At 72.1% G+C, this 16,439-nt stretch carries 16 protein-coding genes; 11 read left to right on the top strand and 5 right to left on the bottom strand.

Going from position 1 to position 16,439, the window contains the following annotated elements:
• The first annotated feature begins 37 nt into the window (after positions 1–37).
• Positions 38–1,624, top strand: a complete 1,587-nt coding sequence (locus ACFY9E_RS32745; RefSeq protein ID WP_390990198.1) for a GMC oxidoreductase — start codon at positions 38–40, stop codon at positions 1,622–1,624.
• 13 nt (positions 1,625–1,637) lie between these two features.
• Here ACFY9E_RS32745 and ACFY9E_RS32740 read toward each other — a convergent pair whose 3' ends face one another.
• Positions 1,638–3,434 carry an AMP-binding protein gene (locus ACFY9E_RS32740; protein WP_390990195.1) on the bottom strand — a complete coding sequence of 599 codons (1,797 nt, stop codon included), beginning with the start codon at positions 3,432–3,434 and terminating at the stop codon, positions 1,638–1,640.
• A gap of 296 nt (positions 3,435–3,730) precedes the next feature.
• Here ACFY9E_RS32740 and ACFY9E_RS32735 point away from each other — a divergent pair, with 296 nt between their 5' ends.
• The 6 genes from ACFY9E_RS32735 to ACFY9E_RS32710 all read left to right on the top strand — a co-directional run bounded on the left by ACFY9E_RS32735 (position 3,731) and on the right by ACFY9E_RS32710 (position 8,905).
• Positions 3,731–4,528: a metallophosphoesterase gene (locus ACFY9E_RS32735; protein WP_390990193.1), complete on the top strand. Its 798-nt coding sequence runs from the start codon at positions 3,731–3,733 to the stop codon at positions 4,526–4,528.
• Positions 4,529–4,637: 109 nt separating this feature from the next.
• The gene (locus ACFY9E_RS32730; RefSeq protein WP_390990190.1) at positions 4,638–5,078 is read left to right on the top strand and encodes an SRPBCC family protein; all 441 of its coding nucleotides are present in this window, start codon (positions 4,638–4,640) and stop codon (positions 5,076–5,078) included.
• Between the two features lie 72 nt (positions 5,079–5,150).
• Positions 5,151–6,320 (top strand): ArsA-related P-loop ATPase, encoded by a 1,170-nt coding sequence (locus ACFY9E_RS32725; RefSeq protein ID WP_390990188.1) that lies wholly within the window; start codon positions 5,151–5,153, stop codon positions 6,318–6,320.
• 103 nt (positions 6,321–6,423) lie between these two features.
• Positions 6,424–6,924, top strand: a complete 501-nt coding sequence (locus tag ACFY9E_RS32720) for a DUF5304 family protein (RefSeq protein ID WP_390990185.1) — start codon at positions 6,424–6,426, stop codon at positions 6,922–6,924.
• A 133-nt stretch (positions 6,925–7,057) separates the two neighbouring features.
• Positions 7,058–8,011: an ROK family glucokinase gene (locus tag ACFY9E_RS32715; RefSeq protein WP_142164448.1), complete on the top strand. Its 954-nt coding sequence runs from the start codon at positions 7,058–7,060 to the stop codon at positions 8,009–8,011.
• A 111-nt stretch (positions 8,012–8,122) separates the two neighbouring features.
• Positions 8,123–8,905 (top strand): endonuclease/exonuclease/phosphatase family protein, encoded by a 783-nt coding sequence (locus tag ACFY9E_RS32710; RefSeq protein ID WP_390990183.1) that lies wholly within the window; start codon positions 8,123–8,125, stop codon positions 8,903–8,905.
• Here ACFY9E_RS32710 and ACFY9E_RS32705 read toward each other — a convergent pair.
• Entirely contained in the window at positions 8,902–9,540 is a 639-nt protein-coding gene (locus tag ACFY9E_RS32705; protein ID WP_390990180.1) for a hypothetical protein, read from the bottom strand. The genes ACFY9E_RS32710 and ACFY9E_RS32705 overlap by 4 nt on opposite strands.
• Positions 9,533–10,330: an alpha/beta fold hydrolase gene (locus tag ACFY9E_RS32700; protein ID WP_390990178.1), complete on the bottom strand. Its 798-nt coding sequence runs from the start codon at positions 10,328–10,330 to the stop codon at positions 9,533–9,535. Before ACFY9E_RS32700 ends, ACFY9E_RS32705 begins: the two co-directional genes overlap by 8 nt.
• A 202-nt stretch (positions 10,331–10,532) precedes the next feature.
• On the opposite strand from ACFY9E_RS32700, the gene ACFY9E_RS32695 reads away from it, so the two are divergent.
• The 4 genes from ACFY9E_RS32695 to ACFY9E_RS32680 are packed head-to-tail and all read left to right on the top strand — an operon-like array spanning position 10,533 to position 14,335.
• A complete protein-coding gene (locus ACFY9E_RS32695) occupies positions 10,533–11,312 on the top strand; it encodes a 1-acyl-sn-glycerol-3-phosphate acyltransferase (protein WP_390990175.1) in 780 nt (259 codons plus the stop codon).
• Between the two features lie 28 nt (positions 11,313–11,340).
• Entirely contained in the window at positions 11,341–12,567 is a 1,227-nt protein-coding gene (gene macS, locus ACFY9E_RS32690) for a MacS family sensor histidine kinase (RefSeq protein WP_390990172.1), read from the top strand.
• Positions 12,564–13,253, top strand: a complete 690-nt coding sequence (locus ACFY9E_RS32685) for a response regulator (protein ID WP_390990169.1) — start codon at positions 12,564–12,566, stop codon at positions 13,251–13,253. Before macS ends, ACFY9E_RS32685 begins: the two co-directional genes overlap by 4 nt.
• A 53-nt stretch (positions 13,254–13,306) precedes the next feature.
• Positions 13,307–14,335 carry an ATP-dependent 6-phosphofructokinase gene (locus ACFY9E_RS32680; protein ID WP_390990166.1) on the top strand — a complete coding sequence of 343 codons (1,029 nt, stop codon included), beginning with the start codon at positions 13,307–13,309 and terminating at the stop codon, positions 14,333–14,335.
• 46 nt (positions 14,336–14,381) lie between these two features.
• Here the strand turns inward: ACFY9E_RS32680 and ACFY9E_RS32675 are convergent, their stop codons facing one another.
• A complete protein-coding gene (locus tag ACFY9E_RS32675) occupies positions 14,382–16,247 on the bottom strand; it encodes a chorismate-binding protein (RefSeq protein WP_390990164.1) in 1,866 nt (621 codons plus the stop codon).
• Between the two features lie 96 nt (positions 16,248–16,343).
• A complete protein-coding gene (locus tag ACFY9E_RS32670; RefSeq protein ID WP_078625594.1) occupies positions 16,344–16,400 on the bottom strand; it encodes a trp operon leader peptide in 57 nt (18 codons plus the stop codon).
• Positions 16,401–16,439 lie beyond the last annotated feature (39 nt).

Genomic DNA, 16,439 nt, shown 5'->3' with positions numbered 1-16,439 from the left:
GACACATCGTCACCTGACAAGACGTCAGATTCTCGGTATGGCCGCGCTGCAGACAGCGGCCGGCCTCGGCTTCACGCGCATCGGCCTCGAAAGCGCCCGGGCCGCCCAGCCCGACGCCGTCGACACGGCCCCGGCGATCGTCGTCGGCTCGGGCTACGGCGGCGCCGTCGCCGCCCTGCGCCTCGCCCAGGCCGGCATCCGCACCCTCGTCCTGGAGATGGGCCGCCTCTGGAACCGCCCCGGTCCCGACGGAAAGGTCTTCTGCACCACCAGCGCGCCCGACAGCCGCTCCATGTGGTTCCGCACCCGCACCGAGGCCCCCCTCGGCTCCTTCCTCTGGCTGGACGTCGTCAACCGGGACATCGGCAGCTACCCGGGCGTCCTGGACCGTGTGCACTTCGACCACATGTCGGTCTACGTCGGCCGCGGCGTCGGCGGCGGCTCCCTGGTCAACGGGAGCATGGCGGTCACCCCGCCCCGGTCGTACTTCGCCGAGCAGTTCCCCACCGTCGACGCGGACGAGATGTACGGCACGTACTTCCCGCGCGCCCGCGCCGCCCTCGGCGTGAACACGGTCGACCCCGCCTGGTTCGAGTCGACGGAGTGGTACCGCTTCACCCGCGTCTCCCGCCGGCACGCCGAGAAGACCGGCCTGCGGACCACCTTCGTGCCGAGCGTCTACGACTTCGGCCACATGCGGCGCGAGGCGGCCGGCACCGCCCCGAAGTCGGCGCTCGGCGGCGAGGTCATCTATGGCAACAACCACGGCAAGCGCAGCCTCGACAAGACCTACCTCGCCGCCGCTCTCGGCACCGGCAACGTCACCGTCCACACCCTCGAGAAGGTGCGCGCCATCAGCCGCGCGCCGGACGGGACCTACGTCCTGACCGCCGACCGCGTCGACGAGACCGGCCGGGTCGTCGAGACCAGGCAGTACGGCTGCACCTACCTCTTCCTCGGCGGCGGCAGCCTCGGCACCACGGAACTGCTGCTGCGCGCCCGGGAGACGGGCACCCTGCCCGGCCTCGATGCCAGTGTCGGCGCCGGCTGGGGCACCAACGGCAACGTCATGCTGGGCCGGGCCAACCACGTGTGGGACACGGTCGGCGCGAACCAGTCGACCATGCCGGTCATGGCCATCGACGACTGGGCGAACGCCGCCAACCCGGTCTTCGCCGAGATCGCCCCGCTGCCGACGGGCCTGGAGCACTGGGTGAGCCTCTACCTGGCGATCACCAGGAACCCGGAACGGGCGTCCTTCTCCTACGACACCGGCTCGGACCGGCTCCGGCTCGGCTGGACGGCCGCCCACTCCGCGGTCTCCGTCGCCATGGCCAAGAAGCTCTTCGACCGGATCAACGCGGCCAACGCGACGATCTACCGCTACGACCTGTTCGGCTCGAAGAGCAAGGTCTTCGCCGACGACTTCACCTACCACCCGCTGGGCGGCTGCGTACTGGGCAGGGCGACGGACGACTACGGGAGGGTCAAGGGATATCCACGGCTGTACGTCACCGACGGCTCGCTCGTGCCCGGGTCGCTCGGGGTGAACCCCTTCGTGACCATCACCGCGCTCGCCGAACGCACGATGGCGCGGGTCCTCGCCGAGGACACCGCGCCATAGACGACCCCGTGGGTCACTTCGCGTAGATCGCCTCGATCTCGTGCGCGTAGTCCTTCGCCACCACGTTCCGCTTCAGCTTCAGCGAGGGCGTCAGGTGGCCCGACTCCTCCGTGAACTGGGAGGACAGAATGCGGAACTTCCGCACCGATTCCGCCTTCGACACCGCGGCGTTGCCGTCGTCGACCGCCGCCTGGATCGCGGCCAGCAGGTCCGGGTCCTCGCTCAGCGACGCCGCGGTGGCACCCGCCGGCTTGCCGTGGTCGGTGCACCAACGGCCCAGGAACTCCTCGTCGATGGTGACCAGCGCGCCCACGAACGGCCGCCCGTCGCCCACCACCATGCACTCCGCGACCAGCGCGTGCGCCCGGATGCGGTCCTCGATCACGGCCGGGGCGACGTTCTTGCCGCCCGCGGTGACGATGATCTCCTTCTTGCGGCCGGTGATCCGAAGGTAGCCGTCCTCGTCGAGCGTGCCGATGTCACCGGTGTGGAACCAGCCGTCGGCCAGCGCCTCCGCGGTCGCGCCGGGGTTGTTCCAGTACTCCTTGAACAGGTGCTCGCCGTGCAGCAGCACCTCGCCGTCGTCGGCGATCCGCACCACCGAGCCGGGCAGCGGCTGCCCGACCGTGCCGATCTTCTGCCGGTCCCAGGGGTTGAACGCGGTGGCCGCGCAGGACTCGGTCAGGCCGTAGCCCTCCAGGACCGTGAAGCCGATGCCGCGGAAGAAGTGCCCGAGGCGCTCGCCGAGCGGGGCGCCGCCGGAGATGGCGTACTCGCCCCGGCCGCCGAGGACGGCGCGGAGTTTGCTGTAGACGAGCTTGTCGAACGTCTTGTGCTTGATCCGCAGGCCCAGCGACGGGCCGGACGGGGTGTCCATCGCCTTGCTGTAGGCGATCGCGGTGTCGGCGGCCTTGTCGAAGATCTTGCCCTTGCCGTCGGCCTGGGCCTTGGCACGCGCCGAGTTGTAGACCTTCTCGAAGACGCGCGGCACGCCCAGGATCAGCGTCGGGCGGAACGCGGCCAGCTCGTCGGTGAGGTTCTTGATGTCCGGGACGCAGCCGAGCTTGATCGGCGCCATCATGGGCGCGATCTGCACCAGCCGCCCGAAGACGTGCGCGAGCGGCAGGAAGAGCAGCACCGAGCACTCGCCCGTGCGGAACAGCGGACGCAGGCGCTCCACGATGTTGCCGCACTCCGCGAAGAAGCTGCGGTGGGTGAGCACACAGCCCTTGGGGCGGCCGGTGGTGCCGGAGGTGTAGACGATGGTCGCCGGGTCGTCGGCCTTGGCGAACGAGCCGCGCTCCTCGACCGTCTCGTCCGTGACGTCCTGGCCGAGCCGGCCCAGCTCGTCGACGCCGCCGCCCTCGATCTGCCACACGTGCTTCAGCGCCGGGAGCCGGTCGCGCACCGACTCGATCGCGGCCGCGTGGGCGTCCGACTCCACGACGCAGGCCGTCGCGCCCGAGTCGCCGAGGATCCACTGCACCTGCTCCGGCGAACTGGTCTCGTACACCGGCACGGTCACCGCGCCCGCGCTCCAGATCGCGAAGTCCAGCAGCGTCCACTCGTAGCGGGTGCGGGACATCAGGCCCACCCGGTCGCCCGGCTGGACCCCGGCGGCGATCAGCCCCTTGGCCGCCGTGTGCACCTCGGCGAGGAAGGTGGTGGCCGTGACGTCCTGCCAGCTGCCGCCGATCTTGCGGGCGATGACGGCGACGTCCGGGTGCTGCGAGGCGTTTCTGCGGACGATGTCGGTCAGATTTCCGTCCGCAGGGACCTCGTACAAAGCCGGAAGGCTGAACTCGCGCAAGACTGCTGCTCCTCATAGGGCGCCGGCGCCACGACGGTGTGTGCTGCGACGGTGCGGTCCAAGGCTCGGGGAGGTACTCAGGCATTCACTTGTTGAAATGCAGAGCACGACTGGACTGCCCGGACGTTACCCGCCGGTATGGCTTCTCCGACAGGGGGTCCCGTCGAGATGTTCGCTGCGTCACACAGTTGGGTATTCCTTCGCGCACAGTAGTCCACGCGCTAACTGACTGGCCAGTAACCGCAGGTAGGACCGCCACTGTTCACGTGTGCCGCACACGCTTACGCTTGATCGTCATGGCATCCACACCAGCCGGAAAACACCGCACGCGCGTGCACGTGGTCAGCGACGTGCACGGCAACGCCCGCGACCTGGCCAGGGCCGGCGAGGGTGCCGACGCCCTGGTGTGCCTGGGCGATCTCGTCCTCTTCCTCGACTACGCCGACCACTCCCGCGGCATCTTCCCCGATCTGTTCGGCGCGGAGAACGCCGACCGCATCGTCGCGCTGCGCACCGCCCGCCGCTTCGAGGAGGCCCGGGCCTTCGGGGCCGAGCTGTGGGCCGGCCTCCAGGAGAACCGCGCCGCGGTGATCGAGGAGGCGGTGCGCAAGCAGTACGCCGAGCTGTTCGCCGCGTTCCCCTCTCCTACGTACGCCACCTACGGCAACGTCGACATGCCGCAGCTGTGGCGGGAGTACGCGGGCCCCGGCACGACCGTCCTCGACGGCGAGCGCGTCGAGATCGGCGGCCGGGTCTTCGGCTTCGTCGGCGGCGGCCTGCGCACCCCGATGCGGACGCCCTACGAGATCAGCGACGAGGAGTACGCGGCGAAGATCGAGGCCGTCGGCGAGGTCGACGTGCTCTGCACGCACATCCCGCCCGACGTCCCCGAGCTGGTCTACGACACCGTCGCCCGCCGCTTCGAGCGCGGCAGCCGCGCCCTGCTGGACGCCATCCGCCGCACCCGCCCCCGCTACTCCCTCTTCGGGCACGTGCACCAGCCGCTGGTGAAGAGGATGCGGATCGGGGCGACCGAGTGTGTGAACGTGGGGCACTTCGCGTCGACCGGAACGCCCTGGGCGCTGGAGTGGTGAGGACGCCCCAGGTCGGATGAGATCGGCGGGCCCCGTGCGCGGTAGCCTTCACGCTGCACTCACGTGCGCACGACCTCATATTCGGCCCGTATCCGGAGGAGCCACGGCGATGGCGGAACACACCAGCTCGAGCATCACCATCGAGGCGGCCCCGGCCGACGTCATGGCGGTCATCGCCGATTTCGCCCGCTACCCGGACTGGACGGGCGAGGTGAAGGAGGCCGAGGTCCTGAAGACCGACGCCGAGGGCCGCGCCGAACAGGTCCGCCTCGTCATGGACGCGGGCGCGATCAAGGACGACCAGGTCCTCGGCTACACCTGGACCGGCGAGAACGAGGTGTCCTGGACGCTGGTGAAGTCCCAGATGCTCCGGTCCCTCGACGGCTCGTACATCCTCAAGCCGTCCGGCGCGGGCGGCACCGAGGTCACCTACCTGCTGACCGTGGACGTCAAGATCCCCATGCTCGGCATGATCAAGCGCAAGGCCGAGAAGGTCATCATCGACCGGGCGCTGGCCGGCCTGAAGAAGAGGGTCGAAGCGGGCAAGTAGCCCCCGCCACACACCCGGACGGCCCCGGCGGGGACACCGGGCGCCCGGCCGACGCCCGGTACCGTCACACCCATGCGCACCATCCTGATCACCGGGCCCGGCGGCAGCGGCCGTACCACCCTCGCGGCCGCGACCGCCCTGGCCGCGGCGGCCGAGGGCAGCAGCACCCTCGTCCTCGGCACCGATCGCACGGACACGCTCGGTGCCGCCCTGGGGGTGACGACCGGCCCGGCCCCGGTGCAGGCGGCCTCCCACCTCACCGCCTGGCGCCCCGACGCCGCCCAGGACTTCCGCAGGGACCTCACCGCCCTCCAGGACCGCGCCTCCTCCGCCCTGGACCTCCTCGGCGCCTCCCGCCTCGACCCCGAGGAGCTCACGCCCCTGCCCGGCGCCGAGGAACTCGCCCTGCTGCGCGCCCTGCGCGACGCCGCGCTCTCGGAGAAGTACGGCACCCTCGTCGTCGACCTCCCCCCGGCCCCGCAGGCCCTCGCCCTGCTCGCCCTGCCCGAGGAACTCCGCCGCTACCTGCGCCGCCTGCTCCCGCCGGAACGCCAGGCCGCCCGCGCCCTGCGCCCCGTCCTCGGCCGTCTCGCCGGCGTGCCCATGCCCGCCGAGTGGCTCTACGACGCGGCAGCCCGCTGGGACCTGGAACTGGCCGCCGTCGAGGCGGTCGTCGCCGACCGCGACACCGTCGTACGGCTGGTCGCCGAGCCCGGCCCGGCCGGTGCCGACGCGCTGCGCACCGCCGGCCTCGGTCTCGCCCTGCGCGGCCTGCGCACCGACGTCGTGGTCGCCAACCGCGTCCTGCCCGAGGCCTCCCCGGACACCTGGCTCGCCGGCCCGGTCGCCCAGCAGCGCAAGACACTGGAGGAGTGGCGGGAGTCGTACGACGTCCGCACCGTGGCCCACCTCGGACGCGACCCGCGCGGCACCGACGACCTCACCGCCCTCGCCGTGCCCGGCCCCGAGCAGCCGGTCACCAAGGCCGACTGGCCGGTGACCGACCGGCTCGGCGAGGAGGGCGTCCTCGTCTGGCGGATCCCGCTGCCCGGCGCCATACGCGAGGAACTGGACCTCGTCCGGCGCGGCGACGAACTCGTCGTCACGGCGGGGCGGTTCCGGCGGATCGTCTCGCTGCCCTCCGCGCTGCGCCGCTGCACCGTCGACGGGGCCGCCCTGCGCGACGGCGAGCTGCGCATCCGCTTCACGCCCGACCCGAAGCAGTGGCCGCAGGGCGGGTGACCCGGCGGGGCGGAACCGGGGAAAGACAGGTCGGCCCGGGCCGTGAACCGGTTACGCCCGTTCGGGTAACGTCGTAGAGACGAACCGTAGGCAGGAGTCCGTCATGAGCGAAGAGCTCCCCCCGTCCGACGCCGCCCGCGATGAGGCCGCGGACGAGATGCGGACGACCGACGCCGACGCCTGGGCGACCGCGTGCGCCGAGGACCTCCAGGCGGAGAAGGCCCGCCGCCGCACCCAGTACGGCACGCCTCCCGGCTCCGCGGCCGAGGAGCTGAAGAAGCTCGTCGACGCCGTTGCGGAGAAACTGTCGGGTGTCCGGTCCCCGCTGCTCGACGCGGTCGCGGGGCCCGCCGCCGAGCAGGTCGTCCGGCAGGTCGTCCAGCAGGCCAAGGACGCCGTGGAACCCGTCATCGAGCGCAATCCGGACGTCTTCGACCACCTGGCGGCGGCCGGGAACGAGCTGCTCGCCGCCTACCGCTCCGCCGTCCAGGCCCAGGAGCGGCGCTGGACCGGCCGCGACGACCAGGACGACCCTCGTGACCAGGGCGAACGCCGGGACGGTGGCGACGACGCCGGTCCCGGGGAGCGCATCGACCTGGACTGAGCCCCCGGTCCCGGCCGCGCGGCGGCCGCGGCGCGGCCCTCCGGGGTGCCCAGCGTGCGGACGACGGCGAACCCGACGGCAGGGCCTCGGGTACCGTTGGCCGTAGCGGGGCTCGACCGAAACTGAGGGATTCATGGGACTCACCATCGGCGTCGACATCGGCGGCACGAAGATCGCGGCCGGCGTGGTCGATGAGGAAGGCAACATCCTCTCGACCCACAAGGTGCCGACCCCGGGCACGGCTGAGGGCATCGTGGACGCCATCGCCTCGGCGGTGGAGGGCGCACGCGTCGGACACGACATCGTCGGCGTGGGCATCGGTGCCGCCGGCTACGTGAACCGGCAGCGCTCCGAGGTCTACTTCGCGCCCAACATCCACTGGCGCAACGAGCCGCTCAAGGACAAGGTCGAGGCCCGCGTGGGCCTCCCGGTGGTCGTGGAGAACGACGCGAACGCCGCGGCGTGGGGCGAGTACAAGTTCGGTGCCGGCAAGGGCCACCGCAACGTCATCTGCATCACGCTGGGCACCGGCCTCGGCGGCGGCATCATCATCGGCAACAAGCTGCGCCGCGGGCACTTCGGCGTGGCCGCCGAGTTCGGCCACATCCGCATGGTGCCGGACGGCCTGCTGTGCGGCTGCGGCTCGCAGGGCTGCTGGGAGCAGTACGCGTCGGGCCGGGCGCTGGTGAGGTACGCCAAGCAGCGCGCCAACGCCACCCCGGAGAACGCCGAGATCCTGCTCGGCCTCGGCAACGGCACCCCCGACGGCATCGAGGGCAAGCACATCTCCATGGCAGCCCGCCAGGGCGACCGCGTGGCCGTCGACTCCTACCGGGAACTGGCCCGCTGGGTCGGCGCGGGCCTCGCCGACCTGGCCTCCCTCTTCGACCCCTCCGCGTTCATCGTCGGCGGGGGCCTCTCCGACGAGGGAGAGCTGGTCCTCGGCCCGATCCGCAAGTCGTACAAGCGCTGGCTGGTCGGCGGCAACTGGCGCCCGGTCGCCGAGGTCCGCGCGGCGGAACTGGGCAACAAGGCGGGCTTGGTGGGCGCGGCCGACCTGGCCCGCGAGCCCGACCCGATCATGTAAACGCCCTCAGGGACGCGCTTCAGGGGCGCGGGGATCCGCGCGATCAGCCACACACCACCGGCACTCGCGCAGCATCCCCGCGCCCCGGCCCGTTGGGCGTAGATTGATCACATGCCGCTGCTCCCCAACTCCCGTACCGAACCCGACGGTTCCGCGGTCATCAGGGTCCTCAGCTACAACATCCGCTCCATGCGCGACGACACCGACGCCCTGGCCCGGGTCATCAGGGCGTGCGAGCCCGACCTCGTCCTCCTCCAGGAAGCCCCCCGCTTCTTCCGCTGGCGCAAGAAACTCGCCCGCCTGGCTCTCGCGTCCGACCTCGTGATCGTCACCGGCGGCGCCACCACCACGGGACCGGCGATCCTCAGCTCGCTCCGGGTGGGCGTCGAACGCACGGAGGACGTCCTCCTGCCCCCCACTCCCGGCCTGCACCGTCGCGGCTTCGCCACCGCCGTCGTCCGCATCGCCGGCACCCGCCTCGGCGTGCTCAGCTGCCACCTGTCCCTCCAGAAGGACGAGCGCTACGAGCAGTCCGGCATGCTTCTCGACCGGCTCGCGACCATGGGTGTGGAGCACGCGATCGCCGGCGGCGACCTCAACGAACGCCCCGACGGGCCGGCCTTCCGCCGACTGGCCGACAGCCTGACCGACTGCCGGGCCGCGGCTCCCTGGGGCGGCGAGCACACCTGGACGCCCAGCGACCCCTACCAGCGCATCGACGCGATCTTCACGACCGGGGACATCGAGGTGCTGGGCTGCGGTGTGCCCCTCCCCCTCTCGGCTCCGCTCGAGCGGGGGAACCCCCATGGACGGCCCTGGGTGTCCGACGCGGACCTGAGGGCGGCCACGGACCACCTCCCGGTCCTGGCCGCCCTCAGAGTCCCGGCTTCCTAGACGACCGCGCCCCGGCCGGGGTCGTCGTCGTCCTCGTCGTCCGTGCGCATGCGCATCACCAGTGTCGCGAACCCGCCGAGGAACCCGCCGATCCCCAGCGTGGCCAGCCACCACGTCATGTCCCAGCCGAGCAGCACGGCCAGCAGGAGCAGCACCGGCCCGCCGAGCACACCGAGCCAGGCGAACTTGGCGGTGGGATCGGCGGTGGGCAGCGGGGGCGGCTCCGGGGGCACGAAGTGGCCCTCGTCGTCCTCGTCGAAGTCGTCCTCGGCGGGCTCGCGCACGGAGTAGTCGCGCGGGCCGACACCGGGCGCGAAGGAGACGGAGCCGCCCAGCGGCTTCGCGGGTATCGCCGGCTTCTCCTCGGGCCCCTCGGTCTCCTCCGGCGCGGCCGGCTTCACGGCGTCCCCGGACTTCACGGCCGTATCGCCCCGGTCGCCGTCCATCACGATGTCATTGGTCCCGGCCGCCGGCAGGGCCAGGTCCTCGATCGACTTGAACGGCTTGGCGCCCGGCGGGTCGGGCGGCTCCTCGCCGTATCCGGCGACGATCGCCGCCCAGGCGGCCTCCTCGTCGAACGGGACGCCCTTCTCGTCCGGCTCCCGGCCCTCACGGTCGGAGTCGTGCTCAGCCACCTGCGGTCGTCCCTTCCTTGCCGAGCCCGGGCTCCTTGGCGAGGCCGGACGCGATGCGGCGGATGAACGCGAGGCTCTCCTCGTGGATCCGGTCCGCGTCATGGTCCAACGTGGCGACGTGGTAGCTCTGTTCCAGGATGACCTCTTTCACGTCCGTCGAGGAGATGCGGCTGAGGATCCGGGCCGAGTCGGCGGGCGGCACCACATGGTCCTGCGGGCTGTGCAGCAGCAGCACCGGCTGGGTGACCTGCGGCAGCTCGCGGTCGGTGGCCTGGAAGAACCGGCGCAGCGAGTGCGCCGCGTGCAACGGCACCCGGTCGTAGCCGAGCTCCCTGCTGTCCGGCTTGGCGATGTCGCTGGCGATGCCCTTCGTCGCGGGGACGAGGTGGCGGACCACCGGGAGGGCGTGCGCGGCCAGGCCGTGCACCTTGTTCGCGGGGTTGACGACCATGACGCCGCGGACGGCGTCGCCGTGCTTCGCGGCCAGCCGCAGGGCCAGCGCGCCGCCCATCGACAGACCGGCCACGAAGACCGTCTCGCGGCGCTCGCACAGCAGGCGCAGCTCGCGGTCCACCTCCGCGTACCAGTCCTGCCAGCCGGTGATCCGCAGGTCCTCCCAGCGCGTGCCGTGCCCGGGCAGTAGCGGCAGGGAGACGGTCATGCCGTGTTCGGCGAGGTGCTCCGCCCAGGGGCGCAGCGACTGCGGTGATCCGGTGAAGCCGTGGCAGAGGAGGACGGCGACCTCCCCGCCCTCGTGGTGGAACGGCTCGGCTCCGGCAAGGACCGGCACCTTCGGCCTCCTGGTCGTGAGAAGGGACTGACACGATCACGGGATGTCACGGAACGTCATGGAAGGGGTCGCACGTCGTTCGCGGGACCTTCACCGTACGCGACCGCACTGACACCGACCAGGGCCGTCGGCGCCTTTGACAGCGCTCCGGGTTAAGGTCTGATCGACACATACAGGAGGCACTCGGTTGTTGTACGGCGCGATGAAGGTCACCATCGGGGGTCCGCTGAAGCTCGCCTTCAGACCCTGGGTGGAGGGCCTGGAGAACGTACCCGCCGAGGGCGCTGCGATCCTGGCGAGCAATCACCTGTCGTTCTCCGACTCGTTCTTCCTGCCCGCCGTCCTCGACCGCAAGGTCACCTTCATCGCCAAGGCCGAGTACTTCACCACGCCGGGCGTGAAGGGCCGGCTGACGGCCGCCTTCTTCAAGGGTGTCGGGCAGCTTCCCGTGGACCGCTCCGGTGCGCGCGGCGCGGGTGAGGCCGCCATCAAGAGCGGCATAGGGGTGCTGGAGCGCGGTGAGCTGTTCGGGATCTACCCGGAGGGCACGCGCTCGCCCGACGGGCGGCTCTACCGGGGCAAGCCGGGCGGCCTCGCGCGCGTGGCGCTCGCCACCGGCGCGCCCGTCCTCCCCGTCGCCATGATCGACACGGAGAAGATCCAGCCGCCCGGGAAGGTCGTGCCGAAGCTGATGCGGCCCGGCATCCGGATCGGCAAGCCCCTGGACTTCAGCCGCTACCAGGGCATGGAGCACGACCGGTTCGTGCTGCGCGCGGTGACCGACGAGGTCATGTACGAGATCATGAAACTGTCCGGCCAGGAGTACGTCGACATGTACGCGACGGCCATGAAGAGGCAGCTCACGGAAGCGGCGAAGGCGGAGAAGGAAGCCGAGAAGGCGGCCAGGGCCGCACTCGCGCGGGCGGAGAAGGAACAGGCCGAGAAGGAAAAGCAGACGGAGCAGCGGCGGACCGAGCCCTAGCCGGGGCGTCGGACGGGGGGCGGGGGAGATGGCCAAGCGCGAGCGTGTCATGAGGATGTCGGTCGAACAGCCGCTGTGGCGTGCGCTCACCGCCTACCGGGTGCTCACGATGCTCTACGCGGTCGGCCTGTTCGCCACGGCCTACGACGAGTTCACCCGCCCCTGGATCGCCGTCGCCTACTACGCCGTGCTCGGCACCTGGACGCTGGCCACACTGCCCCGGGTCGCGAACGCGGCCCGCTGCACCAAGCGGTTCCTCGCCGCCGACCTCACCATCGCCGTCACCGGCATCCTGCTCACGCCCGTCGCCGACGCGCACGAGCGGGTCCAGGCGGGCGGGCCGACCCTGCCGTCGATATGGACCGCCGGTGCCGTCCTCGCCTTCGCCGTCAAGGGCGGCTGGCGCTGGGCGGCCCTGGCCTCCGGCCTGGTGGCCGTCGCCAACCTGATCGAGCGCGGCAGCCCGGCCCGCGACACCGTCCACAACGTCCTCCTGGTCTGCATCGCCTCCGTGGCCATCGGCTACGTCGTCGAGGTCGCCCGCGCCTCGGAGCGCACCCTCGCCCGCGCCCTGGAGATCGAGGCCGCCACCCGGGAGCGCGAGCGGCTCGCCCGGGACATCCACGACAGCGTGCTCCAAGTGCTGGCCATGGTGCAGCGCCGCGGGGCCGTGATCGGAGGCGAGGCCGCCGAGCTGGGCAGGATGGCCGGCGAGCAGGAGGTCGCGCTGCGCACGCTGGTCTCCGGCGGACTGGTGCCCGTCTCCCGTGTCTCGGAGGACGCCGCCGAGGGCGCTCTCGTCCGGGCCGTCGACGAGGAGCCGGACGAGAGCGGCCCCGTCGACCTGCGCACCCTGCTCGCACCGTACGCCGCGGCCCGGGTCAGCCTCGCCGAGCCCGGCGCGCCCGTGCCGCTGACGCCGGCCGCCGCCCGGGAGGTGGCCGCCGCGGTGGGGGCCGCCCTGGACAACGTCCGCCGGCACGCCGGTGAGGACGCCCGCGCGTGGATCCTGGTCGAGGACGAGCCGGACGAGGTGATCGTCACCGTGCGGGACGACGGGCCCGGCATCCCGGAGGGACGGCTCGTCCAAGCCGAGGGCGAGGGACGGCTCGGCGTGGCCCTGTCGATCCGCGGCCGGCTGCGCGACCTCGGCGGCAGCGCGGAGCTGATCTCGGTGCCCGGCCAGGGCACGGAGGTCGAGCTGAAGGTACCGAAGGACGTGAAGGACCCACGGGGGAAGGCGGAGCAGCGATGACGGAGACCACCGAGGAGCGGCGGGACCCGATCAGGGTCATGGTCGTCGACGACCACCCCATGTGGCGCGACGCCGTCGCCCGCGACCTGGCCGAGTCGGGTTTCGAGGTGGTCGCCACCGCGGGCGACGGCGACCAGGCCGTGCGCCGCGCCAAGGCCGCCACGCCCGACGTCCTGGTGCTCGACCTGAACCTGCCCGCCAAGCCCGGCGTGCAGGTCTGCAAGGAGGTCGTCGCCGCGAATCCGGCGCTGCGGGTCCTCGTGCTGTCGGCGAGCGGAGAGCACGCCGACGTCCTGGAGGCGGTGAAGTCCGGCGCGACCGGCTACCTGCTGAAGTCCGCCTCCACCGAGGAACTGCGGGACGCGGTCCGCCGCACGGCCGTCGGCGACCCGGTCTTCACCCCCGGCCTCGCCGGGCTGGTCCTCGGCGAGTACCGCCGTCTGGCCTCCGAGCCCGGCCCCGCCCCGGACACCGACGAACCCAAGGCGCCCCGGCTCACCGACCGCGAGACCGAGGTGCTGCGCCTGGTCGCCAAGGGACTGAGCTACAAGCAGATCGCCGAACGCCTGGTCATCTCCCACCGCACGGTGCAGAACCACGTCCAGAACACCCTCGGCAAGCTCCAGTTGCACAACCGCGTGGAGCTCGTGCGGTACGCGATAGAGCGCGGCCTCGACGACGAGTGAGGCGCACGTCACACTGACCCTTCGTCAGGCACCTGCGGCGAAGGGACTGTTCCATGCGCGTCGGAGTACTGACCGGAGGCGGCGACTGCCCCGGCCTCAACGCCGTCATCCGGGCCATCGTCCGCAAGGGCGTGCAGGAGTACGGCTATGACTTCACCGGCTTCCGGGACGGCTGGCGAGGACCCCTGGAGAACGCCACCGTCCGGCTCGACATCCCCGCCGTGCGCGGCATCCTGCCCCGCGGCGGCACCGTCCTCGGCTCCTCGCGGACCAACCCTTTGAAGGTGGAGAACGGCATCCGCCGGATCAAGGAGACCCTCGCCGGGCTGGAGGTCGAGGCGCTCATCGCCATCGGCGGCGAGGACACCCTGGGCGTGGCCGCCCGCCTGTCCGACGAGCACGGCGTGCCCTGCGTGGGCGTCCCGAAGACGATAGACAACGACCTGTCCGCCACCGACTACACCTTCGGCTTCGACACCGCCGTCGGCATCGCGACCGAGGCCATCGACCGGCTGCACACCACCGCCGAGTCCCATATGCGTGTCCTGGTCGTGGAGGTGATGGGCCGGCACGCCGGCTGGATCGCCCTGCACTCGGGCCTGGCCGGCGGCGCCAACGTCATCCTCATCCCCGAGCAGCGCTTCGACGTCGAGCAGGTGTGCTCCTGGGTGACCTCCCGCTTCCGGGCGTCGTACGCGCCGATCGTGGTCGTCGCCGAGGGGGCGATGCCGAAGGACGGCGACATGGTCCTCAAGGACCAGTCCCTGGACTCCTTCGGGCACGTCCGGCTGTCCGGGGTCGGCGAGTGGCTCGCCAAGGAGATCGAGAAGCGCACGGGCAAGGAGGCCCGCACGACGGTCCTCGGGCATGTGCAGCGCGGCGGCACCCCCAGTGCCTTCGACCGCTGGCTCGCCACCCGCTTCGGCCTGCACGCCATCGACTGCGTCCGCGACCGCGACTTCGGCCGGATGGTCGCCCTGCGCGGCACGGACATCGTCCGCGTCCCCATCGCGGACGCCACGGCCCGGCTGAAGACGGTGGACCCGGCGCTGTACGAGGAGGTCGGGGTGTTCTTCGGCTGACCGCCCGGCCGCCGGTCGGGGCCGGGCGGCCCCGACCGGAGCCGTGTCAGACCGAGGGCGCGCCCGCGCCCCGCAACCGCCCCGCCAGTTCGCGCACGATCCGCGCCCCGTTCAGCGTCAGCACCGACTCGGGGTGGAACTGCACGCCGGCGAACCCGGCGGTGCGCAGCGCGTGCACCTCACCGTTCGCGGCGCGCGCGACCTCGACCCCGTGCGCCGCCAGCTCGGCCGCCGTCTCGTCGTCGCAGCGCGCCACGAAGCTGTTGTAGAAGCCGACGGTCTCCCGCCGTCCGAACAGCTCGATCTCCGTCTGCGCCCCCTGGTACGGCACCTGCTTGCGCACGATGTCCAGCCCCAGCTCCGCCGCGATCAGCTCGTGGCCGAGGCAGACACCCAGCACGCCCTGCCGTTCGCCTCTGATCACCTCCGCGGTCAGGGAGCGCAGGAACCGCATCTTGGGGTCCGCCAGGTCGGACGGGTCTCCCGGCCCGGGGCCGAGCACCACGGGCCCCTCGTGGGCGAGCACCGCCTCCCGCAGCCCCGGCTCGTCGTACCGCCGCACGCTCACCTCCAGGCCGCTGGAGCGCAGCACGTGCGCGAGCATCGCCGTGAAGGTGTCCTCGCCGTCGACGACCAGGGCGTGGCCGGCCAGTTCGTCCGCGCGCTCCTGCATGCGCAGCCAGAAGGGCGCCAGCGAGGTCCGGCGTCCGTCCAGCGCGGCCCGCACGCGCGGGTCGTCGGCCAGCCGTGCGCGGGTGTGCTCCGCACGCGGCCGTGACGGCCGTACCCCCAGCGCCGCCAGCACACCCGCCGCCTTGGCGTGCGTCTCGGCCACCTCGCTCGCCGGGGCCGAGCCGCGCACGAGGGTCGCACCGACCGGCACCCGCAGTCTCCCGCCCGCGTCGATGTCGGCGGTGCGGATGAGGATGGGGGAGTCGAGGGTCTGGACCCCGCCCGGGTCCCGGCCGACCAGCGCCAGCGCCCCGGCGTAGTACCCGCGCCCGCCGCTCTCGTGCCGCTCGATCACCCGGCAGGCGTTCTGCACCGGCGAGCCGGTGACCGTCGCCGCGAACATGGTCTCCTTCAGCACCTCCCGCACGTCCAGTGAGGACCTGCCGCGCAGCTCGTACTCGGTGTGCGCGAGGTGCGCCATCTCCTTCAGCCGGGGCCCGACCACGACCCCGCCCATGTCGCCGACGGTGCACATCATCTTGAGCTCCTCGTCGACGACCATCGACAGCTCCTCGATCTCCTTGCCGTCGGCGAGGAAGTCCAGCAGGTGCTCGGGCGTCGGTCCCTCGGCGGGGTAGCGGTACGTCCCGCTGATCGGGTTCATGACGACCGTGCCGCCGGACATCCGCACGTGCACCTCCGGGCTCGCCCCGACCAGGGTTCGGTCCCCGGTGTGCACGACGAACGTCCAGTACGCGCCCCGCTCGCCCTCCAGCAGCCGCCGGAACAGCGCGAGGGCGTCGGACCGCCCGAATCCGGGGATCTCACCCTCGTACGTCCGCCGGATCACGAAGTTGGCGCCCTCGCCCCGGCCGATCTCCTCCTCCAGCACGCGCCCGACGATCCGCGCGTACTCCTCGTCGGGGACGTCGAAGCCTCCGCCGTTGACGCGGACGTCGTGCGCCGGGAGCTGCTCCAGGGCCTCGGCCAGCGGGACGGTGTACGACTCCTGGGGCGTGAGTGCCAGCAGGGGCGTGCCGTCGTCGCGGACGTCGAAGCCGCGCTCGCGGATCTGGCGGAAGGGCACCAGCGCGAGGCACGTGTCGGGCAGGTCGGCGAGGCGGTCGTGTCCGGCGACCGGGCCGATCAGGACTTCGACCAGCTCGTGGTCGTGGCCCGGGGTGCGGCGGCGCAGCAGGGCGAACGGACGGGGGTCGTCCAACAAGCCGAGCAGGTTCATGGGTCCGTGCTCCATCTCGGTGAGAGAGGAACGGACCCCGGGAAACACCGAAGGCCGCCCCTCGGGCGGCCTTCGCGAAGTCTTGAGTACGCGCAGTCAGCGGGCCGCCGGATGAGCGGTCCACCACCAGGTCTGGGTCGAGTGCGCGAACATGGCAGGCACCCTACCCCACGTCCGAGGGGCGTACGGGGT

The sequence above is a fragment of the Streptomyces sp. NPDC012466 genome (assembly GCF_042955215.1).
Lineage (GTDB): Bacteria > Actinomycetota > Actinomycetes > Streptomycetales > Streptomycetaceae > Streptomyces.
The sequence above is the reverse complement of the archived record's forward strand: the minus strand, read 5'-3'. Positions and strand labels throughout refer to the sequence as shown.

What these genes read in the sequence shown, in the direction of transcription:
- ACFY9E_RS32745 (WP_390990198.1), top strand. Translation starts at nt 38, where the DNA reads ATGGCCGCGCTGCAGACAGCGGCCGGCCTCGGCTTCACGCGCATCGGC.
- ACFY9E_RS32735 (WP_390990193.1), top strand. Translation starts at nt 3,731, where the DNA reads ATGGCATCCACACCAGCCGGAAAACACCGCACGCGCGTGCACGTGGTC.
- ACFY9E_RS32730 (WP_390990190.1), top strand. Translation starts at nt 4,638, where the DNA reads ATGGCGGAACACACCAGCTCGAGCATCACCATCGAGGCGGCCCCGGCC.
- ACFY9E_RS32725 (WP_390990188.1), top strand. Translation starts at nt 5,151, where the DNA reads ATGCGCACCATCCTGATCACCGGGCCCGGCGGCAGCGGCCGTACCACC.
- ACFY9E_RS32720 (WP_390990185.1), top strand. Translation starts at nt 6,424, where the DNA reads ATGAGCGAAGAGCTCCCCCCGTCCGACGCCGCCCGCGATGAGGCCGCG.
- ACFY9E_RS32715 (WP_142164448.1), top strand. Translation starts at nt 7,058, where the DNA reads ATGGGACTCACCATCGGCGTCGACATCGGCGGCACGAAGATCGCGGCC.
- ACFY9E_RS32710 (WP_390990183.1), top strand. Translation starts at nt 8,123, where the DNA reads ATGCCGCTGCTCCCCAACTCCCGTACCGAACCCGACGGTTCCGCGGTC.
- ACFY9E_RS32695 (WP_390990175.1), top strand. Translation starts at nt 10,533, where the DNA reads ATGAAGGTCACCATCGGGGGTCCGCTGAAGCTCGCCTTCAGACCCTGG.
- macS (WP_390990172.1), top strand. Translation starts at nt 11,341, where the DNA reads ATGGCCAAGCGCGAGCGTGTCATGAGGATGTCGGTCGAACAGCCGCTG.
- ACFY9E_RS32685 (WP_390990169.1), top strand. Translation starts at nt 12,564, where the DNA reads ATGACGGAGACCACCGAGGAGCGGCGGGACCCGATCAGGGTCATGGTC.
- ACFY9E_RS32680 (WP_390990166.1), top strand. Translation starts at nt 13,307, where the DNA reads ATGCGCGTCGGAGTACTGACCGGAGGCGGCGACTGCCCCGGCCTCAAC.
- ACFY9E_RS32675 (WP_390990164.1), bottom strand. Translation starts at nt 16,247, where the DNA reads ATGAACCTGCTCGGCTTGTTGGACGACCCCCGTCCGTTCGCCCTGCTG.